Genomic DNA, 19,681 nt, shown 5'->3' with positions numbered 1-19,681 from the left:
GTGCCTGCCGCGGGTGTTACCTCAGAACCGGACCCGTCCCGGACGGCGGCTCACCGGACCCGTCCCGGACGGCGGCTCACCGGACCCGTCCCGGACGGCGGCTCACGGGAGGGAATAGCGGCGGGCGACGGCGACGAGTTCCGACTCGTGCGATCCGACGACTCCCACCCCGGGCGGACGGGGCCGGAACCCGGGCAACCCGGCCAGACCGTCACTGCCGTCCATGACCCGCAGCGACACCGGCCCACCGGTGGTACGCAGCCGCAGTTCGACCTCGATGCCCTCCGGCGGCGGCGCGTGGAACACCACCCCGAACGGTTCGGCCGCCCCGGAAACCGGCTCGGCCTCGACCGGGTGGCCGGCGACCCGGGCCCCGACGACGGTGGCGGTCGCCGGGTCGACGTGCAGCGAGACGAGTCGTACCGGCCGTTGGGGGACCAGCCGCAGCCGCAGGGTGCGTACCCCGGCGTCGGTCTGGTCGGCGAGCACGTCGAGCCGGGGCGCGGGCAGGGCCGCCGGCTGTGCCGGACCGACCCGGAACTCCTCGTCGCCGAGGGCCGGGAAGGCGTCCCCGGCCCGGTCGGTGCCGGTGACGTACCGCGCCGTCCACGGCTGCGGGTCCGTCTCGGTGCTCAGCCAGCGGGCCGTACTGGTCTCGGCGTCCAGGGCGTACATCAGCTGGGTCGGCACCGGATGGGTGGGGTCGAACCGGTCCACCGCCAGCCCGACTCCGGCGAGGACGACGGTGGTCAGCGCCGTGGCCAGCGCGGGTACCCCACCGGCGCGGCGGGCCCGGAGCGCGGCCATCGCCCGCTGTCCGCCGGCGGCCGGGTGCAGCAGGTCGACGACCGGGAGTGCGGCGAGGCCGAGCAGCACCGCGAAGAGCGCCGCGACGCCGCCCATCGCCAGGCCGAGCGCGGGGAAGAGCAGGACCACGGTCGGCAGCAGGATCAGTACCCCGACGGTCGCGCCGGCGGTCACCGCGACCACCGGCCAGACACCGTCGCGGCGGCCGACCAGCGCCAGCAGCCCGCCGAGGGTGCCGGCCAACGCGGGTAGCGTCGTCAGGTACGACCCGCCGGGCGCCAGGAAGGCGAGCGCCACCCCGAGTACGGCCAGCCAGCCGAAGCCGCCGACGGCCAGGGCGGCCGGCCCGACCCGGCGTCGGGTGAGCGCGTACCAGGCGCAGAGGGCCGTGCCGGCGAGCGCCAGCACCGCCAGGCGATACCACAGTGGACGGTACGGGTCGAGCAGCGTCGCGTAACCGGGTCGGATTGCGGTGATCCCCGCCCAGAGCAACTGGGCCCCGACCGGCGCGACCACGATCGGCACCAGGGCCAGGCCGAACCCGGCGGCGAGCCGCGGCCACGAGGTCCGGCCACGTCGCCGGGCCAGCCAACCGAGTAGACCGACCCCCGCCAGGGCGAGCAGGGCGAGCGGCAGGGTGAGCCAGCCCGGGTACCGGGCCAGCCCGCCGGGCAGCGGGAAGTAGCTGGCGTCCCCGTCGGCGGTCACCCCGGCCAGGTCGATCGCGCCGAACTCCCGGGCCAGCGCCAGCGCGTTCGCGCCGTGTTGCTGCAGGGTGCCCCGGTCCACCCGGTCCGGGGTGTCCAGCGGGGTGTGGTAGACCGCCGCACCGTCGATGTAGGCGGCGTTCAGACCGACGAAGCCCTGGTCGAGGAAGGCCGTGAAGTCGGTGTCGTTCGGCAGCAGCCGGTAGACCTCGACCGCGAACGAGGTGCCGACCGGGTACGGCGCGGCCCGGCCGAAGACCTCGACCAGCCCGGCGTTCCGGACCGAGGTCTCGAACATGATCACCGGTCCGGTGCTGCCCCGGGCCTCCAGGTTGAGCACCACCCCGCCGTCGGCGGCCAGCGGATGGCTGGACGCGAACGCCGCCGCCCCGCAGAGGCACGCCTCCTCGGCGTCGGTGAAGACCAGGACGACGTCGTTGCGGGGGCGGGGGCCGGTGGTCAGCGCCCGGGCCACCTCCAGCAACGCCGAGGTCCCGGCGCCGTCGTCGTTGCCACCCGGCCCGGACTGCACCGAGTCGTAGTGGGCGACCAGGAAGACCCGTCCGGTGGGGTCGGTACCGGGGATCCGGGCCACCACGTTGCGTACCCGGGCCAGGGTGACCCCACCGGCCCCGCCGCTGAGCTGCCCGGCCTCCGGGCCGACGGTGTCCTGGGTCTCGGTTTCCAGGCCGAGGCCGCGCAGGGTCGTCTCCAGGTGGACCCGGACCCGTTCGGCGGCCGGGCTACCGGCGACGTGGGTTTCCGCCGCGATCGTCCGAAGATGCCCGTACGCCCGTTCCGCGCTGAACTGGTCCGCCGGCGCCCCGGTGCCGAGTGGGGCGGGCGTGCGCAACCCGGCCAGGGTGATCACGCCCACCACCAGCAGCGCGGCGAGCGAGGCCAGCGCCGCCGGTACGCGCCGACGGGGCCGGGCCAGCGCCCGGTCAGCGGCCGGCAGCAGCCGCGCCGGTCCACCGGTCGGTCCGGCCGCCGGTCCACCGGCCGCGCCGGCATCGGGGGTGGAGGCAGGCCCGGAAGCGGCAGCGGCGGCGGGTGCCGGGGAAGCGGACTTGTCGGGGATGGCCGGGGACGGCCCCTCGGGGGTGGGCACGGGTGCCTCCAGGGAAAACGGCAGAGGGGGTGTCATCATCGCGCCTCGATCCGCCGCCGGCCTCCCGGGGCGGCTGAACCGCCGCCCGTCGCATAGCGTGCTCCATATGTCTGTGTCTGTTGACCCGATCGCCGTACTGCGGGAATTTGTCGCGCGGGTCACCCCGTACGACCCGGATCCGGGTGCGGTGCCGGTTGCCTCCGTCACGGTTTCCGCCGGATCGGACACGGAAACGGTGCCGATCACCCCGCATCTGGCCCGGGCTCTGGCGCAGGCGCTGTCCGCCTACCGGGATCCGGCCGATCGGGGTAGCTGCGCGGGTTGCGGTGGCCGCCGGCTTGACGACAATCTGCACTGCGTCGACTGCGGTCGGTTGCACGGCATCCTTGGTGAGGTGATTTCACGACAGGTGGCCCGGGTACGGGAACAGGCCGCCGAGGGCCGGCCGGGCACCGTGCCGTGAGCGGCGGCGCGGCGCCGGCGATTTCGGCGCCGGCGGTGTTGTGTGGCAGCGTGGGGTGGTAAAGGATCGGCCTCGATCGGGCGGCCCGGGGCGGGTGCCGACGGTCACGGCTGGCGACTGATCGGAGCGAGGAGGGACCAGTGACGCGTCGTTGCGTCGCCAGCGGACGGTCCCCGCGTGCGGGAGCGGGGCGGTGACCGGGTCATCCCTGGTGCCGGCGCCGGCGTACCCGCACGGCGGGCTCGGCCGGCACGCGAAGCTGCCGCCCCGGGAGCGGCTGCGGGTGCTGCTCGTCGAGGACGACGAGGCAGACGCCTTCCTGGTCTCGGAACTGCTCGCGGAGAGCGACGCGGCGGTCGACCTGCTGGTCGCCCGTAGCCTGAACGAGGCCCGCGCCCGGATGGCCGGCGTCGACTGCGTGCTGCTCGACCTCGGGCTGCCCGACGCCCAGGGACTCGAGGGGTTGCGTCAGGTGTTGGACGCCGTCAGCGGGGCGGCGGTCTGTGTGCTCACCGGCCGCTCCGACGAGCACCTGGGCATCGGTGCGGTGGCCGAGGGCGCCCAGGACTACCTGGTCAAGGGCCAGGTCGACGGGGTTCTGCTGGCCCGGGCGCTGCGCTACGCGGTGGAGCGCAAGCGGGCCGACGAGAACGCCCGCCGGCTGCGCGAGGTGGAACTGCGTCAGGCCGAGTCGGCCCGACTGGAGCGGGGACTGCTGCCGCAGCCGCTGATGGACACCGACCAGGTACGGGTGCACACCTTCTACCGACCCGGCCGGCACGCCGCGCTGATCGGCGGCGACTTCTACGACGTGGTGCAGACCCGACCCGACCGGATCGACCTGATCATCGGCGACGTCTGCGGACACGGGGCGGACGAGGCGGCGCTCGGCGTCGAGCTGCGGGTCGCCTGGCGGGCCCTGGTGCTCGCCGGGGTGCCGGACGACCAGGTGCTGCCCGCGATGGAGCAGGTGCTGATAAGCGAACGGCCGCTGCGGGAGACCTTCGCCACGGTCGCCGCCGTCCGGCTCGACCTCGCCAACAACCGGGCCCTGGTCCGGCTCGCCGGCCATCCGCCGCCGCTGCTGCTCGCCGGCGGGCGGGTCGAGCCGGTACCGGCGCCGTACGGGCTGCTGCTCGGGGTACGCCCCCGGCCGCCGGTCGCCTACGAACTGCAATTCGAGACCGAGGACTGGTCGCTGCTGATGTACACCGACGGACTGATCGAGGGACGGGTCGGCGAGGGCGACGACAGGCTTGAGGTACCGGGGCTCACCGACCTGGTGGCGCAGCCCCGCACCCGGGACGTGCCATTGCCGCGGCTGCCCGGCTGGCTGGTCGAACGGGCCGAGGAGGGCAACGGCGGGCCACTCGCCGACGACGTGGCGATGCTGCTGCTCAGCCGGGGTGCGGGCCGATGAGGACCCGGGCTGCCGCGCCGAACTGGACCCTGCGGCGCCGGGTCACCACGCTCTGCGTGGTGGTCGGCGCGCTGCTGGCGCTGCTCGCCGCCGGCGCGGCGGTGGTCGCCGCGAACAACCGTCAGCACCTGGACACCCTGCTCACCAAGACCGGGCCGCTGCGGACCAACGGGGAGGCGCTGCTCAGCGCGCTGGTCGACCAGCAGACCGGGGTACGCGGCTACGCGGTCACCGGGCGGGACGCGGACCTGGCGCCGTACCGCGCCGGTCTGGAGCAGGAGACGAAGCTTATCGCCGAGATGGACGCCCTGCTCGGTGACCAGCCGGAGATCCGGCGGGACCTGCACACCGTGCGGGACCACGCCCGGCAGTGGCGGGAGGCGGTCGCCGAGCCGGTCATCGAGGCGGTCCGGACCGACGGCACGGCGGCGGCCCAGACGCTGCTCGCCGCGCAGGCCGGCGACCGGTTCGACAACCTCCGCGCCGAGGTGGCGACGCTGCAGGAGTCCGTCCTCGCGCTGCGCAACGACGTCGCGGACAAGGCGCGGCGGACCGGAAGCGCCCTGGTGCTGCTTTTGATCCTGGCCGCGATCGTGGTGGTGCTCGCCGGGGTGGCGCTGGTGACCTCGCTGAACCGGCTGGTGATCGGACCGGTGACCAGCCTGGCGGGCCAGGTGCGGAGAATCGCCGACGGTGACTACCAGCGCCACATCGAGCCGTCCGGGCCGCCGGAGCTGGCCCAGCTCGCCACGGACGTCGACGCGATGCGTCGGCGGATCGCCGCCGACCTGAGCGAGGTACGCCAGGCCCGGGAGCGGATCGAGTGGGTCAACAGCCAGCTGGAGAAGCAGGCCGAGGAGCTGGTGCGCTCCAACCGGGACCTGGAGCAGTTCGCCTACGTCGCCTCGCACGACCTGCAGGAGCCGCTGCGGAAGGTGGCGAGCTTCTGCCAGCTGCTGCAGCGCCGGTACGCGGGCCAGCTCGACGAGCGGGCCGACCAGTACATCGCGTTCGCGGTGGACGGCGCGCAGCGGATGCAGCGCCTGATCAACGACCTGCTCGCGTTCTCCCGGATCGGGCGGTTGACCACCGGTTTCACCGAGGTCGACCTGAACCAGGTGATGACCGAGGTGGCGGCCCAGACCGAGAACAGCCGCCGGTACGTCGACGGCGAACTCACCTGGTCGGACCTGCCGGTGATCCGGGGCGAGGAGACCCTGCTGACCAACCTGCTGGCCAACCTGGTCAGCAACTCGCTCAAGTTCCGCCGGCCGGACCTGCCGCCGAAGGTGCACGTCTCGGCCCGTCGGGTCGGCGACGAGTGGGAGATCAGCTGCCAGGACAACGGGATCGGCATCGAGCCCGAGTTCGCCGACAAGATCTTCGTGATCTTCCAGCGGCTGCACGCGAAGGACGCCTACCCGGGCACCGGCATCGGCCTGGCGATCGTGAAGAAGATCGTCGAGTACCACGGCGGCCGGGTCTGGGTCGACGTCGAGAACCGCGAGGGTGCCCTGATCCGGTTCACCCTGCCGGTGCCGCCGGAGCTGCCGGATGCCGCCGAGCCGGCCGAACCGACCGCGGTCGGCGCCGACGGAGCTGACGAGGTCGACGGGTCCGGGGACGACGCCGCCACCCCGGCCGAGACGACGGGGACCGGGGCGTCCGGGTCATCCGAGGCGTCCGGGGCCGACGAGGCCACGCCCGCCGGGGCCGGCGGGTCGCGGCGTGACCCGGATCTCGCCACCGGTGAGTCGGCGCGTCCGGCCGACGGGATGAAGGAGACTGTGTGACGGCCGAACTGATCGACGAGGAGGGCCGATGACGGCACCCGCCGACGGTAAGAGCCCGATCGAGGTGCTGCTGGTCGAGGACGACCCGGGCGACGTGCTCATGACGCAGGAGGCGTTCGAGGAGCACAAGCTGCGGAACCGGCTGACCGTCGTCTCCGACGGCGCGGCCGCCCTGGCGTACCTGCGCCGGGAGGGCGAGTACGCGGACGCCGTCGCACCGGACCTGATCCTGCTCGATTTGAACCTGCCCCGTCGCGACGGCCGGGAGGTGCTGGCCGAGATCAAGCGGGACGAGCAGCTCTGCCGGATCCCGGTCGTGGTGCTGACCACCTCCCAGGCCGACGAGGACATTCTGCGCAGCTACCAGCTGCACGCGAACGCGTACGTCACCAAACCGGTCGATTTCGACAGATTCATCTCGGTGGTCCGGCAGATCGACGAGTTCTTCGTCAGCGTCGTGAAGCTGCCGCCGCGTGGCTGACCCGATCGTCGACCGGGTCGGCGCGTTGCTGCGCGAGGCCGCGGCCACCGCCATCCTGCCGATGTTCCGTCGGCTCGACGCCGCCGACGTGACCGAGAAGGCCCCCGGCGAACTGGTCACCGTCGCCGACCGTCGGGCCGAGGAGATCCTGGACGCCGGGCTGCGCCGGATCCTGCCCGACTCCGAGGTGGTCGGCGAGGAGGGGGTCGCGGCCGACCCCGACGTACTCGACCGGCTCAAGGGTCCCGGACCGGTGTGGCTGGTCGACCCGGTGGACGGGACGGCCAACTTCGCCGCCGGACGGCAGCCGTTCGCGGTGATGGTGGCACTGCGGGAGGCCGGGGTCACCCGGAGCAGCTGGATCCTCGACCCGGTCGGCGACACCCTGCTGGTGGGGCGGGCCGGCGAGGGGGCGTACCGGGACGGCGTCGCGGTGCGGTTGGCGCCCGGGGAGCTGGAGCCGGCCGCGCTGCGCGGCGCCGCGCCGACCCGGTTCCTCCCACCCGACCTGCGGGAACGCATCCTGGCCGGTGGACGCCAGCTCGGCGAGCTGCTGCCCGGTCTGCACTGCGCGGGTCAGGAGTACGCCGACATCGTCGCCGGGCGGCAGCACTTCGCCCTCTTCTGGCGGACCCTACCCTGGGACCACGTACCGGGCACGCTCCTGGTCGAGGAGGCGGGCGGGGTTGTCCGCCGGCTCGACGGCAGCGCGTACGACCCGACGGACAGCCGGCCCGGGTTGCTGGCCGCCGCCACCGAGCAGATCTGGGACACCGTCCACGCCGCACTGTTCGCCTCCTGATCCCGGCCTCGACCAGCGCGCTCGCGCCACGGGGCGGCGGCCACGGACAACCCGGCGACCGGGCTCGGGACACCGCGCCGACGCGGGCCGACAGCGGTTGCGGATTCCGGTAGGCTGACCGGCGGTCTCCGCCGAGTGGCGCCGCCTTGGGCGCCGGCGGTGGCCGCCGCCGAACGGTGCCGGTGGATTGCGGTGACGGTGGATCCTGCGGGGTCGGCGGCCGACGCGGAAGGATTGGCTTTCGTGCGTATAACGGCCATCGCGCGGCTACACGGGCCGCGCCGGATCACGGCGTTGCTGGTCGCCGCCGTACTCCTCGCCGTGACACCCACTCTCCTGATCAGTCCCGACGCCCCGGCCCTCGCCGCGCCGAGCGGGCCCGGCAACGAGGGGGGCACCAAGAAGCTGCGGGACGCCCTGGAGGACGCCGCCAAGGGGCACGTCGAGGCGACCAACAAGCTGGAGAACTCGAAGAAGCGGCAGAAGCAGCTCGGTGAGCGGTTGAAGCAGCTGGAGACCGACATTGCCACCCTCACCGAGGAGGTGGGGGTGATCGCCGCCCAGTCGTACCGGCAGGGCCGGCTCAGCCCGGTCTCGGCGTTGCTCAGCAGCGCCTCGCCGGAGGCCTTCCTGGAGCGGGCCAACCGGCTCGACATGATCGCGCAGCGCAACGACAAGCAGCTCCGCCAGCTCACCGAGGCGCTGGACGAGGCGGGCCGGGCCAAGCAGGCGATCGACGCCGAGGTCACGGAACAGAAGCGCCAGGTCGAGATCATCGCCAAGAAGAAGCGGGACGCCGAACGCGCCCTCGCCGCCGTCGGCGGCGGCGCGGCCGGCGGCCTGGTCAGCGCCAACTCGCCGCTGGCCAAGCCGGCGCCGAAGAACTCCGACGGCTCCTGGCCCAGGGAGTCCTGCAACGTGGACGACCCGACCACCTCCGGCTGCATCACCCCGCGCACCCTGCACGCGCTGAACCAGGCGAAGGCGAACGGCTACCGCCGGCACGTCTCGTGTTTCCGCAGCGGTGGCGGCGGTGAACATCCGAAGGGACGGGCCTGCGACTTCTCCGCCGCGGCCGGCGGCTTCGAGAACGTGCACGCGACCGGCGGCGACCGGAGTTACGGCGACACCGTCGCGGCGTTCTACGTCAAGAACGCCAGCCGGCTCGGCGTGATGTACGTGATCTGGTACCGGCAGATCTGGATGCCCGGCACCGGGTGGCGGGCGTACAACGGTGGTGGCGATCCCGCCTCCGAGCACACGAACCACGTTCATCTGTCCATGTTGTAGCCCGAATCTCCCCGACCACCGCATAGCATCGCAGCGATGGACTCTTCACCACCTGAGGTCGCCGACGCTGACGCCGGCACTGACACCGACGCCGGTAACCGGCCCGGGCAGCCGGCGCCGGAACCGGAACGGCGTGCCCTGCCGCCGGGACTCGCCGCCACCCTGGTCTTCCTCTCCAGCGGCGCGGTCCTGGTCCTGGAGACCGCGTCGCTGCGCCTGGTCGGCCCGTACGTCGGAGTGACCCTCCAGGTCACCAGCTCGGTGATCGGGGTGGCGCTGGCCGCGATCGCGTACGGGGCCTGGATCGGTGGCTGGCTCGCCGACCGCCGCGACCCGCGTACCCTGCTGGCGCCGGCGTTGGTGCTGGCCGGCATCACCACCGCACTGACCCTGCCGATCGTCCGGTACGCCGGCGAGGTGCTGCGCGGCGGAGCCGCCGTCGGCATCCTGCTGCTCACCGCGCTGGCCATCTTCCTGCCGGCGGCGCTGCTCTCGTCGATCACCCCGCTGGTGGTCAAACTGCAGCTCGCCGACCTGCGCCGGACCGGCCAGGTGGTGGGACGGCTGTCCAGCATCGGCACCCTCGGCGCGATCACCGCCACCCTGGGCACCGGGTTCGTGCTGGTCGCCGCCCTGCCGAGCTCCGCCATCATCATCAGCCTCGCGGTGCTGCTCGGGCTGACCGGTCTCGGGCTCGGCCGGTGGCTGCACCGGCGGACCCGGACCACCCTGCCCCGGCCGTCCCGGGCCACCGCCGCGCTGGCGGTGCTGGGGCTGGCCGGTGCCTCGTTCTCCGCGGTCGCCCCGACCCCGTGCGACGTGGAGACCGCCTACCACTGCGCGTCGGTGGAGCCGGATCCGGTGAACTCGACCGGCCGGCTGCTGGTGCTGAACTCGGCCTGGCACTCCTACGTGGACCTGAACGACCCGGCGCACCTCGAGTTCGCGTACACCCAGTGGATCGGGGCGGTGGCGGACGTGGCGGCGCCGGCCGGGCAGGCACTGGACGCCGTACACCTCGGTGGTGGTGGCTTCACCATGCCGCGCTATCTGACCGCGACCCGGCCCGGCACCCGTAACGAGGTCTACGAGATCGACGGTGAGCTGGTCGAACTCGGCCGCCGGGAACTCGACGTACGACTCGGGCCGGAACTGCGGGCCCGGGTCGGCGACGCCCGGATGCTGATCGGCGAACGGCCGGACCGCAGCGCCGACCTGGTGGTCGGGGACGCCTTCGGTCACCTGGTGGTGCCGTGGCACCTGGCCACCCGGGAGATGGCGGCCGAGGTACGCCGGATCGTCCGCCCCGGCGGCATCTACGCGCAGAACGTCATCGACCATCCGCCGCTGCGGTTCATCCGGGCCGAGGTGGCCACCGTCGCGGCGGAGTTCCCGCACGTGGCACTGATCGCCCCGCCGGCCGCGATCGCCGGTGAGCAGGGCGCGAACTTCGTCATCGTCGCCTCGGACGCGGCGCTGCCGGTGGAGGTGCTGCGCGAACGGCTCACCACCAGCGCCGACTCGCCGGTGGCCCTGCTCTCCGGTGCCGAGTTGGACGACTTCGTCGACGACGCGATGGTGCTGACCGACGAGTACGCGCCGGTCGACCAGCTGCTCGCCACCGCCTGAGCCGGTCGTCCAGAACCGTGCCCGGTCGGTCGGCCGGGAAGGGGTACGCCGGACGGTGGTCACCGGGACGCCGTCGCGGTCGGCCCTTGTCTGTGCCGGCCATCTCCTCGGTGTTACTTGTGGGTTTCAGCCACATAGCCCGTGCGTGACGTCACTCCTACCGTGAGCCGACGATGCTTCTCCCAACTCCCCCTCATGTGGAGCGAAGATGACGGTCCGGACGACGCGGCGGGTGTTTGTCACCGCCACCACGCTGCTGGCCGCGGCGCTCGCCGCGACGGCCTGCGGCAGCCCGCAGGAGACCGCGACCGGAGGCGGCGACGGCACCGCCCCGGTCAAGGTAGGCCTGGTCTACTCCCAGTCGGGGGCGTTGGCCAGCTACGGCAAGCAGTACATCGAAGGCTTCCGTGCCGGTCTGGCGTACGCGACGGGTGGCACCAACAAGATCGGTGACCGTACCGTCGAGGTGACCGAGGTCGACGACGCGGGTGACCCGGCCAAGGCGGTCTCCGCCGCCAAGGACCTGATCGGCAAGGGATACAAGATCCTGGCCGGCTCGACCGCCTCCGGGGTGGCGCTGCAGGTCGCCCCGATCGCCGCCCAGAACAAGGTGCTCTTCATCTCCGGACCGGCCGCCACCGACGCCGCGACCGGGGTCAACAGGTACACCTTCCGGTCCGGGCGGCAGTCGTACCAGGACGTGCTGACCGCGAAGTCGTTCATCGGCGACGCCACCGGCAAGAAGGTCGTGGTCTTCGCCCAGGACAGCGCGTTCGGCAAGAGCAACGAGGACGCGGTCAAGGCGGTGATCGGCGGCGCCGGTGCCACCGTGACCAGCGTGCTCGCCCCGGCCAGCGCCACCGACTTCACCCCGTTCGCCAGCCAGCTCACCGCCGCCAAGCCGGACCTGCTCTTCGTCGCCTGGGCCGGCACCACTGCCCCGGCGATGTGGCAGACCCTGGACCAGCAGGGCGTGCTCGGCTCCACCACCGTGGTCACCGGGCTGGACATCCGCGCCTCCTGGCCGACCTTCGGCGCGGCCGGCACCAAGATCTCGTTCCTGTCGCACTTCTTCGACGGCGCCGCCGACAACCCGGCCGCGCAGGCGGCGAAGAAGGCGGTCCCCGGCGGCGTGCTGGACCTGTTCCACCCGGACGGTTTCACCGCCGCCCAGATGGTGGTCCGGGCGGCCCAGGAGGGCGGCGACGACGTCGACAAGATGGTCACCGCGCTCGAAGGCTGGAGCTTCGACGGGGTCAAGGGCAAGCTCACCGTACGCGCCGAGGATCACGCCCTGCTCCAGCCGATGTTCCAGGCGAAGCTCGCCGGCAGCGGTGACGCGATCACGGCGACGGCGCAGAAGGTGCTGACGCCGGAGGAGACCGCGCCGCCGGCCGTGGCGATGAAGGGCTGAGCAGGTGCTCGCCACCCGTGCCCTGACCTGGCGGATCGGTGAGGTCGCCATCGTCGACGGCGTCGACCTCGACCTGGCACCCGGGGAGTTCCTCGGCGTGATCGGGCCCAACGGCGCCGGCAAGACCTCACTGTTCAACCTGGTCTCCGGCCTGCGCCGGCCCACCGCCGGCCAGGTGCTGCTCAACGGTACGGACATCAGCGCCCTGCCGCCGTACCGGCGGGCCCGGCTCGGCCTCGGCCGGACCTTCCAGTCCTCGTCGGTCTTCGGCTCGCTCAGCGTGCGGGAGAACGTGCGGCTGGCCGTACAGGCGCACCGGGGTGGCTCGATGAGGCTGTGGCGGCGGGCGGCGGCCGACCGGGAGGTGGTCGCCGCCGCCGACGCGGCACTGGACCGGGTCGGGCTGGCCCACCGGGCGGAGGCCCTGGCCGGCACGCTCGCCCACGGCGAGAAACGGAAACTGGAGATCGCGCTGCTGCTGGCCGGCGAGCCGACGGTGATGCTGCTCGACGAACCGATGGCCGGGGTCAGCGCCGAGGACGTGCCGGAGCTGGTCGCGGTGATCCGGTCGCTGACCGGCGACAGCGGACGGGCGGTACTGATGGTGGAACACCACATGGACGTCATCCTCGGCCTGGCCGACCGGATCGCGGTGATGCACCACGGCGCGCTGCTCGCCTGCGACGTACCGGAGACGGTGATGGCGAACCCGGTCGTGCAGGAGGCGTACCTGGGGGAGGAGCTGTGACCGGGCCCGTCCTCACCGTCACCGACCTGTCGGTACGGATCGCCGGCCTGCACATCCTGCAGGGGGTCTCGTTCGACGTGGCGCGCAGCGGGGTGACCGTGCTGCTCGGCCGCAACGGGGTCGGCAAGACCACCACCCTGCGGGCGATCCTCGGCCTCACCCCACGCGGCGGTGAGGTACGCGGCACCGTCCGGACCGGCGACCGGGACCTCGGCGGCGAACCGACGCACCGGCTGGTCCGTGGCGGTCTCGGCTATGTGCCGGAGGACCGCTGTGTCTTCGCCGGCCTCACCGTCGCGGAGAACCTCCGGCTCGCCGAGCAGCGTTCCGGCACCCCCGCGTACGACCGGGTCTACGAACTGTTCCCGGAGCTGAAGCGGCGTGGCCGGCAGCGGGCCGGCTCGCTCTCCGGCGGCCAGCAGCAGATGCTGGCGATCGGCCGGGTGCTGCTCAACACCAACCGGCTGCTGCTGGTCGACGAACCGACCAAGGGACTCGCCCCGAAGGTCGTCACCGAGGTCGCCGAGGTGCTGGAACGGGTCGCGGTCGCGGTACCGGTGCTGCTTGTCGAACAGAACCTGGCCGTGGTACGCCGGCTCGCCCGCGACGCGGTGGTGCTGGCCGCCGGCCGGGTCGCCTGGAGCGGTGCCGCCGACGACCTGCTGCGGGAGCCGGAGCTGACCAGGTCGCTGCTCGGCGTCGGCGTCGCCGGCGAGCACGCTGCCGGTGCCATCGGGAAGGCGGATTCGTTGTGAGCACCATCGTGTTGTTGACGCTGACCGGGCTCGGGTTGGCGGCACTGTACTTCCTGGTCGCCTCCGGACTCTCCCTGGTGTTCGGGCTCGCCGACGTCCTCAACTTCGCGCACGGGCTGTTCCTCTCCGTCGGGGCGTACGCCACCTGGTGGGCGGCGGGGAACCTGCCGGGTGCCGGCCCGTCCGGCCTCGGTTTTGTGCTCGCGGTCGCCTTCGGGGTGGTCGCCGGGGCGGTGGTCGGGATGGCCGTCGAACTGGTCATGATCCGGCCGCTCTACTCCCGCACCATCGAACAGGTGCTGGTCACCGTCGGCCTCTCGCTGGCCGGTGTCGCGCTGCTCCAGGCCACCTGGGGTGCCGATCCGCGCCCGTTCCCCCGCCCGGCGTGGACCCAGCAGGTGACCCCGGTGCTCGGCGCCAAGGTGCCGAATTCGGGCATCCTGCTCATCCTCGCGGCGCTGCTGGTGCTGGCCGCGCTGCTCGGCTTCCTCCGCTACACCCGGTACGGCCTGATCATCCGGGCCGGAGTGGAGAACCGGGAGATGGTGACCGCGCTCGGCATCGACGTACGCAAGGCGTTCACCCTGGTCTTCGCCATCGGCGGGGCCGCAGCGGCGCTGGCCGGGGCACTCGGCGGCGTCTACTTCGGATCGGTCTCGCCGAGCCAGGGCGGGTCACTGCTGATCTTCGCCTTCATCGTGGTGGTGATCGGCGGCATGGGTTCGGTCGTCGGATCGGCGTACGCGGCGGTCGCGGTCGGGCTGCTGCAGCAGTTCGTCAACTACTACGGCACCTCGGGTGCGGGGGACATCTGTGTGGTCGCGTTGCTCGCGATCGTGCTGCTGCTCCGCCCGCAGGGCATCGCGGGAAGGGCGGCGGCGGCATGACGGAGACAGGCACCTCGTCCGCCGGACCGGCTCCCGCGCAGGCTTCGGCGCAGGCCCCGGCCCCGGCTCCGGCGCAGGCTTCGGGCCCGGCTCCGGCTTCGGCGCAGGCTTCGGGCCCGACCTCGGCTTCGGCGTCAGCTCCGGCCGCTGGGGCGGCCCCGACGGCCGGTCGGGGCTGGCGGCCCCTCCTGCGGACCTGGTCGCCCCTGCTGGTGCTGCTGGTCTTCGCGGTGCTGCCGTACTCGACGGTCTCCGTGCCGGGCATCTTCGACGGACCGCTCAACGCCCCCGGCACCCTGCAACTGCTCGCCATCTGCCTTGTCTTCGGCGGCCTCGCCGCCGGCTACGACCTGCTCTTCGGCCGCACCGGGATGCTCTCCTTCGGCCACGCCCTGTACTTCGCGGCCGGGGTCTACGGCACCGACATCCTGATCACGAAGGGCGGACTGCCGCTGTGGCAGGCGGCCCTGCTGACCCTCACCGGCGGCACCATCCTCGCCGCACTGCTCGGCGCGGTCGCGCTGCGTACCGCCGGCATCGCGTTCGCCATGGTGACCCTGGCGTTCGCCCAGGTGGGCGCGATCCTGGTGGCCCGGGACTTCGGCGGGCTGACCGGTGGCGAGGAAGGTCTGCCGCTGGACGTCTCCGGACTGCCGACGATGCTGGTCGGCGTCGCCAACACGGTCAACCTGTACTGGCTGGCGCTGGCGTACCTGGCGGTCGTGGTACTGGTGGTGCACCGGGTCGCCGGTTCGCCGGCCGGTCGGGTCCTCGCCGGCCTCCGCGACGACGAACGGCGGATCGGGGTGCTCGGGCTCGACCCGTACCGGTTCAAGCTGGTCGCGTTCACCCTCTCCGGCGGGCTGGCGGTCGGTGGCGGGGTGATCTACTGCCTGCTGGTCGGCGGTGCCTCACCACACGTCACCTCCTCCGAACTGACCCTGTCCCTGCTGGTCATGGTGGTGCTGGGTGGACCGGGGACCCGCTGGGGTCCGGTGCTCGGCGGAGTGCTCTACATGTACCTGGACCACCGGCTCACCGCCTTCGGCTCCTCCTCCGCGGTGGACTCGCTGCCCGGCTTCCTGAGCGGGCCGCTCTCCCAGCCGCTTTTTGTCCTCGGCACCGTCTTCATCCTGGCGGTGTACTTCTTCCCGGGTGGGCTCGCCGGCCTCGCCGGTCGACTCGGCCCGCTGCGCGCGGCCCTCGGCGTCGGCCGCCGCCGTCCCGACTGACCCGGCCGCCTCGGTGATCACGTAATCGTCGGCCGGCTGGGGTAGGCCGGCGATTACGTGATCACTGAACCGCTGATGTAACCAGGGGACGGGTCGGTGTAACCAGGGGACGGGTCGGGCCTGTGCACAACCCGACCGGTTGTCCACAGGCCCGCGGCTTGGGGTGGCGGTGCCCACCGCCGTTCGGCACCCTCGGCCGCATGTCCGAGCAGCCCGCATCGCACCGCCCGGGTCGCGGCGATCCGGCCGGCCATCCCACCCTGCCCGAACTGCTCCGGCGGCAGCACGGAGTGCTCACCCGCCAGCAGGCGTACGCGGCCGGACTGACCAAGGCGCAGCTCGAACACCGGGTGCAGACCGGGCGGTGGCGGCGGCTGCCCGCCGGACGGGTCTTCGCCGTATTCACCGGACCGCCGACGCGTCCGGCGCTGCTCTGGGCGAGTCTGCTGCGTGCCGGCCGAGGTGCCGTACTCAGTCACCACACCGCCGCCGAGTTGCAGGGACTCGTCGACGATCCTTGGCCGGACGTCCACGTCACCGTGCCCGGAAACCGCCGGGTACACCGCCTGCCCGGGGTTGTCCTACACCTGCGTACGGGGATCGGGGCGGCCCGGCACCCGAGCCGGCTGCCGCCGCAGACCCGGGTCGAGGAGACGGTGCTCGACCTGACCCAGCAGGCCGGCACACTGGACGAGGCGATCGGCTGGCTGACCCGGGCGGTCGGCCGCCGGCTCAGCACGGCGGAGCGGATCGGCGCGGCGATGGACCGGCGGGCGAAGCTGCGCTGGCGGGCCGAACTGGGGGCGGCTCTGGCTGACGTGGCGGACGGCTGCCACTCACCACTGGAACTTCACTACCTCCGGGACGTCGAACGGGCCCATCATCTGCCGACCGGACATCGGCAGGCGGCTCGGGCCCGTCAGGGCGGCCACTGGTACGACGACGTGTACTACCTGGGCTACCGGACCCGGGTCGAACTCGACGGCCGGGTTGCGCACCCCGCCGATCGCCGGTGGCGGGACGCCCACCGGGACAACGCGGCGGCGGTACTGGGCGACACCACGCTGCGATACGGCTGGGCCGACGTGGTCGAGGCTCCGTGCGGCGTGGCGGCCCAGGTCGGGGCGGTGCTCCGCCGCAACGGCTGGGCCGGCCCACCGCGCCCGTGCGGTCCCGCCTGTACGGCGGCGTCCATCCCGTGATCACGTAATCGCCGGCCGGCTGGGGTAGGCCGGCGATTACGTGATCACTGCTTCGCTGGTTGAACGGCGGGGCCTGTCAGACCGGACGGCAGCGCTGGTCCGGGGAGACGCCGTCGAGCCCGCAGTGGAACACCTCGACCGGTGCGGTGGCCACGTCGGGCACCCGGGCCACCCGCAGCAACGAGATCCGTTTCGCCACCGGCTCGCCGGAGTCGGGGGCGAACCGGATCGGCCCGGCCACCCCCGGGAAACCCTGTGCCGCGTTCTGCCGCAGCACCTCGGTGTGCACCCCGATCGGATTGACCGCCCGGGGGTTCCAGCGCTGCCGGGGGTCGGCGTGCCGCAGCCGCGCCGCCAGGCCCTCCACCGCGCGGACCATCATGGTCGCCGCGTCGTACGCCAGACTGACCCGCTCGCCGACCGGGGCGTTGACGCCGTCCCGGCAGCGTGGCACGTCGAGCAGACCGTCGGCCTGGATCCAGGTCAGGAAGCCGCCACGCACGTCGTCCCGACGATCCCGGGCGGCGTGCAGACTCGCACAGCTGGCCAGACCGGCCTTGGAGACGTACGTGACCGGAAGGTTGCCGGGGGCGCTGGCCCGGAGGCCGGGATTGGCCATGTACCGGTTGGCCGAGTCGTTGGCGACCAGGTGACGGGGCGGGTTGGCGCCACACTCCTTCAACGCCCGGAGGAACCCGTCGAACTCGGACCAGCGGCCGGTGAAGAGCAGCAGGCCGGAATATCCACAGTTGTCGGTCAACCGCTGTCCGGTGCGCCACTCCTCGGCCCGGGCGAGCCGGTCACCGAAGCGCTGCCGGAGCCCGGTCAGCATGGTGCCGACGTACAGGTCCTCGGTCAGGGAGCTGTACTCACCCGTGGTGTAGTACACCCGTGCCTCGTCGACCCGGAGCACCTGCCGGGCGTACTCGTCGATCATCGCCACCTGGTCCCGGTTGGGCGCGGAGATCTGCAGGTAGAGGTCGGAGTTGGCGTCCATACCGTCGGCCGAGAGGGTCGGCGCGATCGCCGGCAGGCCGATCCGGTTGAGTTCGCGCAGCGCGAGGGCGGTGCTGGTCCGGCTGTCCACCAGGCCGACCACGCCGAGCACCGTCGGGTCGTCCCGGGCGAGGTCGGCCAGCATCGCCACCGCACGTCCGGCGTGCCGCATCTGGTGGCCGCCGTTGGCGACCACGACCCGGAGCAGCGCCGCCCCGTCGGCACCGGCCGACTCCTGCAGCAGCGCGTACTGGGCGGTCGCCATCCCCTCCAGTTCCTCCCGCTCCGAGACGTACGACTCCTCGTCGGCCCGGGTCCGGTTGCCGGTGAGGGTGCCGAGGTAGACCAGAGTGAGGAAGGGCCGCCGCCGGTCGCTGCGTTCCCAGACCTGTTCGGCGGCGGTGTTCTGGGCGAAGATCCGTCGCTGGATCGCCCGGAGCCGGTCCTGTCCCGGGTCCCGGTTGAAGACGTGTCGGGCCGAGTCGCTGTAGCCGACACACTCGCCGTCGACCATCTCGACGGACACCGCGACCCCGGGTACGGCCGCCGGGTGGCAGTCCACCGACCACCGGCTGTCGACCCAGGTCACGGCGCCGGCGAGGAGCAGCAGGCTGATCGCGGCGGGCAGGAAGCGACGGGACCACCACGGCGGGGGCGGCGGGCTGAAGTGGTGCGTACCGCCCCGTGGCTCGGATCCGTCGCTCGGGTCGCCCAGCGCCAGCACGATGAGCCAGGCCCCGGCCCGGCGCAGCCGACGCGTCTCGGGCAGCACGTCTGCCCACTCGTCGTACGCCTCCTCCGCGTCGACCAGCGGATACGCCTCGGGCAGTTCGGGTGGTGCGGCGGTGGCCGTGACGAGGACCAGCAGCGGGTCGTTGCGTCCCGTCTCGTTGCGGACGTCGTTGACCAGGCGGACCAGGGTGTGCCCGGGGTCGCCGGGGCGCACCCCGTCGACCAGCAGGATCGGGTACGCGGTACGCCGCCAGCTTCCCGGTCGCCAGAACCGCCGCCGGTACGCCTGCCGCAGGTCCTCCAGGAAGGCGTGTACCAGCAGCTTGTGTACCTGGTCGGGTTGTTCGGCGTCCCGCCAGCCGGCGGTGAGCCGCTCGGCGAAACCGAGGAAGCTCACCGACTGCCGGGGCGCGAGATACTGCTGGCGCATGAACCACCGGTAGTGCGAACCGAGCAGCGGGACCCGTCCGGAGATCGCGACCCGGAAGACGATGCTCGGGATCGCGCGACGGACCAGCCAGAAGACGAACTGGTAGACGGTGGCGCCGGCGTCGTCGCCGCCGGCGGGTCCGCCGTCGGTCGTCTCGTCGGCGGGCCGCCGTCCACGTCGGTCGCGCAGCCGCCGGACCAGGTCGCGGCGGTGCTCGCCGGTGTCGGATTCGTCGGTCGGCGTCTGGTGCAGCAGCCAGTCGGCGAGCGGGTAGTGCCGGAACCGGAGGCGCTCACCGCCGAACGCCTCCAGGGACAGTTGCCGGTACACCTGACGCAGTGCGATCGCGAGGTCGGTTCCGGCGGTCGGCCCGCCGGCGGTCGGCGGGCTGTCGGCCGACGGTGTCGGGCCGCCGTCCCGGGTGGTGTGCGCGGGCTGCCGGGCGGTGGGGCTGGACCGCAGCGGCACGGGGTCGGGCTGCCGGGCCGAGCGGGCGGACGCCTCGAGGACGGCGTGCGGGATCCGGCGTCGTTGTCCCCGGCCCAGGATCCGGCGGAGCAGGCTGATCAGGTCGGGCGCGCCGTCGGCCCGGACCAGCCAGATCAGCGGCAGTTTGCGTTCGCCTCGCCGGGGTCGCCGGAGCAGGTCGGCGAGCAGGCCGAGGAATTCCGAGCCGCCCGACGGGAGTCGTTCCCGTCCGGAGGCGGACTGCTTCTGCTCCGTCAGCCCTCGCATCCCGCACCTCCGACTGTGACCCTGGGTCGTTTAAAGATGACCACAGT

15 protein-coding genes are annotated in these 19,681 nt (G+C 72.9%); 13 read left to right on the top strand and 2 right to left on the bottom strand.

Annotated features, from left to right (window positions below):
- Positions 1-102: 102 nt before the first annotated feature.
- Positions 103-2,664, bottom strand: coding sequence for a M28 family peptidase (locus ABGB05_RS16270; RefSeq protein ID WP_347654237.1), 2,562 nt, complete (start codon positions 2,662-2,664; stop codon positions 103-105).
- A 67-nt stretch (positions 2,665-2,731) separates the two neighbouring features.
- On the opposite strand from ABGB05_RS16270, the gene ABGB05_RS16265 reads away from it, so the two are divergent.
- The 13 genes from ABGB05_RS16265 to ABGB05_RS16205 all read left to right on the top strand — a co-directional run bounded on the left by ABGB05_RS16265 (position 2,732) and on the right by ABGB05_RS16205 (position 16,741).
- The gene (locus ABGB05_RS16265) at positions 2,732-3,088 is read left to right on the top strand and encodes a hypothetical protein (protein ID WP_347654236.1); all 357 of its coding nucleotides are present in this window, start codon (positions 2,732-2,734) and stop codon (positions 3,086-3,088) included.
- A 211-nt stretch (positions 3,089-3,299) separates the two neighbouring features.
- Entirely contained in the window at positions 3,300-4,508 is a 1,209-nt protein-coding gene (locus ABGB05_RS16260; RefSeq protein ID WP_347654302.1) for a SpoIIE family protein phosphatase, read from the top strand.
- Complete coding sequence (locus ABGB05_RS16255) at positions 4,505-6,301, top strand: CHASE3 domain-containing protein (protein ID WP_347654235.1); 1,797 nt, start codon at positions 4,505-4,507, stop codon at positions 6,299-6,301. The genes ABGB05_RS16260 and ABGB05_RS16255 overlap by 4 nt, the downstream gene beginning before the upstream one ends.
- A 28-nt stretch (positions 6,302-6,329) precedes the next feature.
- A complete protein-coding gene (locus tag ABGB05_RS16250) occupies positions 6,330-6,782 on the top strand; it encodes a response regulator (RefSeq protein WP_347654234.1) in 453 nt (150 codons plus the stop codon).
- Positions 6,775-7,584, top strand: a complete 810-nt coding sequence (locus ABGB05_RS16245) for an inositol monophosphatase family protein (RefSeq protein ID WP_347654233.1) — start codon at positions 6,775-6,777, stop codon at positions 7,582-7,584. The genes ABGB05_RS16250 and ABGB05_RS16245 overlap by 8 nt, the downstream gene beginning before the upstream one ends.
- 336 nt (positions 7,585-7,920) lie before the next feature.
- Positions 7,921-8,874, top strand: coding sequence for a hypothetical protein (locus ABGB05_RS16240; protein ID WP_347654301.1), 954 nt, complete (start codon positions 7,921-7,923; stop codon positions 8,872-8,874).
- A 36-nt stretch (positions 8,875-8,910) separates the two neighbouring features.
- Positions 8,911-10,503 (top strand): fused MFS/spermidine synthase, encoded by a 1,593-nt coding sequence (locus tag ABGB05_RS16235; RefSeq protein WP_347654232.1) that lies wholly within the window; start codon positions 8,911-8,913, stop codon positions 10,501-10,503.
- A gap of 208 nt (positions 10,504-10,711) precedes the next feature.
- Complete coding sequence (locus ABGB05_RS16230; protein ID WP_347654231.1) at positions 10,712-11,917, top strand: substrate-binding domain-containing protein; 1,206 nt, start codon at positions 10,712-10,714, stop codon at positions 11,915-11,917.
- A gap of 4 nt (positions 11,918-11,921) precedes the next feature.
- Positions 11,922-12,665, top strand: a complete 744-nt coding sequence (locus tag ABGB05_RS16225) for an ABC transporter ATP-binding protein (protein WP_347654230.1) — start codon at positions 11,922-11,924, stop codon at positions 12,663-12,665.
- Positions 12,662-13,420, top strand: a complete 759-nt coding sequence (locus ABGB05_RS16220) for an ATP-binding cassette domain-containing protein (RefSeq protein ID WP_347654229.1) — start codon at positions 12,662-12,664, stop codon at positions 13,418-13,420. The genes ABGB05_RS16225 and ABGB05_RS16220 overlap by 4 nt, the downstream gene beginning before the upstream one ends.
- Positions 13,417-14,307 carry a branched-chain amino acid ABC transporter permease gene (locus ABGB05_RS16215; protein WP_347654228.1) on the top strand — a complete coding sequence of 297 codons (891 nt, stop codon included), beginning with the start codon at positions 13,417-13,419 and terminating at the stop codon, positions 14,305-14,307. Before ABGB05_RS16220 ends, ABGB05_RS16215 begins: the two co-directional genes overlap by 4 nt.
- 188 nt (positions 14,308-14,495) lie before the next feature.
- A complete protein-coding gene (locus tag ABGB05_RS16210; protein WP_347654300.1) occupies positions 14,496-15,539 on the top strand; it encodes a branched-chain amino acid ABC transporter permease in 1,044 nt (347 codons plus the stop codon).
- Positions 15,540-15,739: 200 nt separating this feature from the next.
- Entirely contained in the window at positions 15,740-16,741 is a 1,002-nt protein-coding gene (locus tag ABGB05_RS16205) for a type IV toxin-antitoxin system AbiEi family antitoxin domain-containing protein (RefSeq protein WP_347654227.1), read from the top strand.
- A 76-nt stretch (positions 16,742-16,817) separates the two neighbouring features.
- Here ABGB05_RS16205 and ABGB05_RS16200 read toward each other — a convergent pair whose 3' ends face one another.
- Positions 16,818-19,634: a hypothetical protein gene (locus ABGB05_RS16200; protein ID WP_347654226.1), complete on the bottom strand. Its 2,817-nt coding sequence runs from the start codon at positions 19,632-19,634 to the stop codon at positions 16,818-16,820.
- Positions 19,635-19,681: the final 47 nt, after the last annotated feature.

The organism is Plantactinospora sp. B5E13, from assembly GCF_039871775.1.
GTDB lineage: Bacteria > Actinomycetota > Actinomycetes > Mycobacteriales > Micromonosporaceae > Plantactinospora.
Note: the sequence above shows the minus strand (reverse complement) of the source record. Positions and strands in the feature narration are given on the sequence as shown.

Excerpts from the sequence above, each read along its gene's own strand:
- ABGB05_RS16270 (WP_347654237.1), bottom strand. The coding sequence starts at position 2,664 with ATGATGACACCCCCTCTGCCGTTTTCCCTGGAGGCACCCGTGCCCACC.
- ABGB05_RS16265 (WP_347654236.1), top strand. The coding sequence starts at position 2,732 with ATGTCTGTGTCTGTTGACCCGATCGCCGTACTGCGGGAATTTGTCGCG.
- ABGB05_RS16255 (WP_347654235.1), top strand. The coding sequence starts at position 4,505 with ATGAGGACCCGGGCTGCCGCGCCGAACTGGACCCTGCGGCGCCGGGTC.
- ABGB05_RS16250 (WP_347654234.1), top strand. The coding sequence starts at position 6,330 with ATGACGGCACCCGCCGACGGTAAGAGCCCGATCGAGGTGCTGCTGGTC.
- ABGB05_RS16235 (WP_347654232.1), top strand. The coding sequence starts at position 8,911 with ATGGACTCTTCACCACCTGAGGTCGCCGACGCTGACGCCGGCACTGAC.
- ABGB05_RS16230 (WP_347654231.1), top strand. The coding sequence starts at position 10,712 with ATGACGGTCCGGACGACGCGGCGGGTGTTTGTCACCGCCACCACGCTG.
- ABGB05_RS16205 (WP_347654227.1), top strand. The coding sequence starts at position 15,740 with ATGTCCGAGCAGCCCGCATCGCACCGCCCGGGTCGCGGCGATCCGGCC.
- ABGB05_RS16200 (WP_347654226.1), bottom strand. The coding sequence starts at position 19,634 with ATGCGAGGGCTGACGGAGCAGAAGCAGTCCGCCTCCGGACGGGAACGA.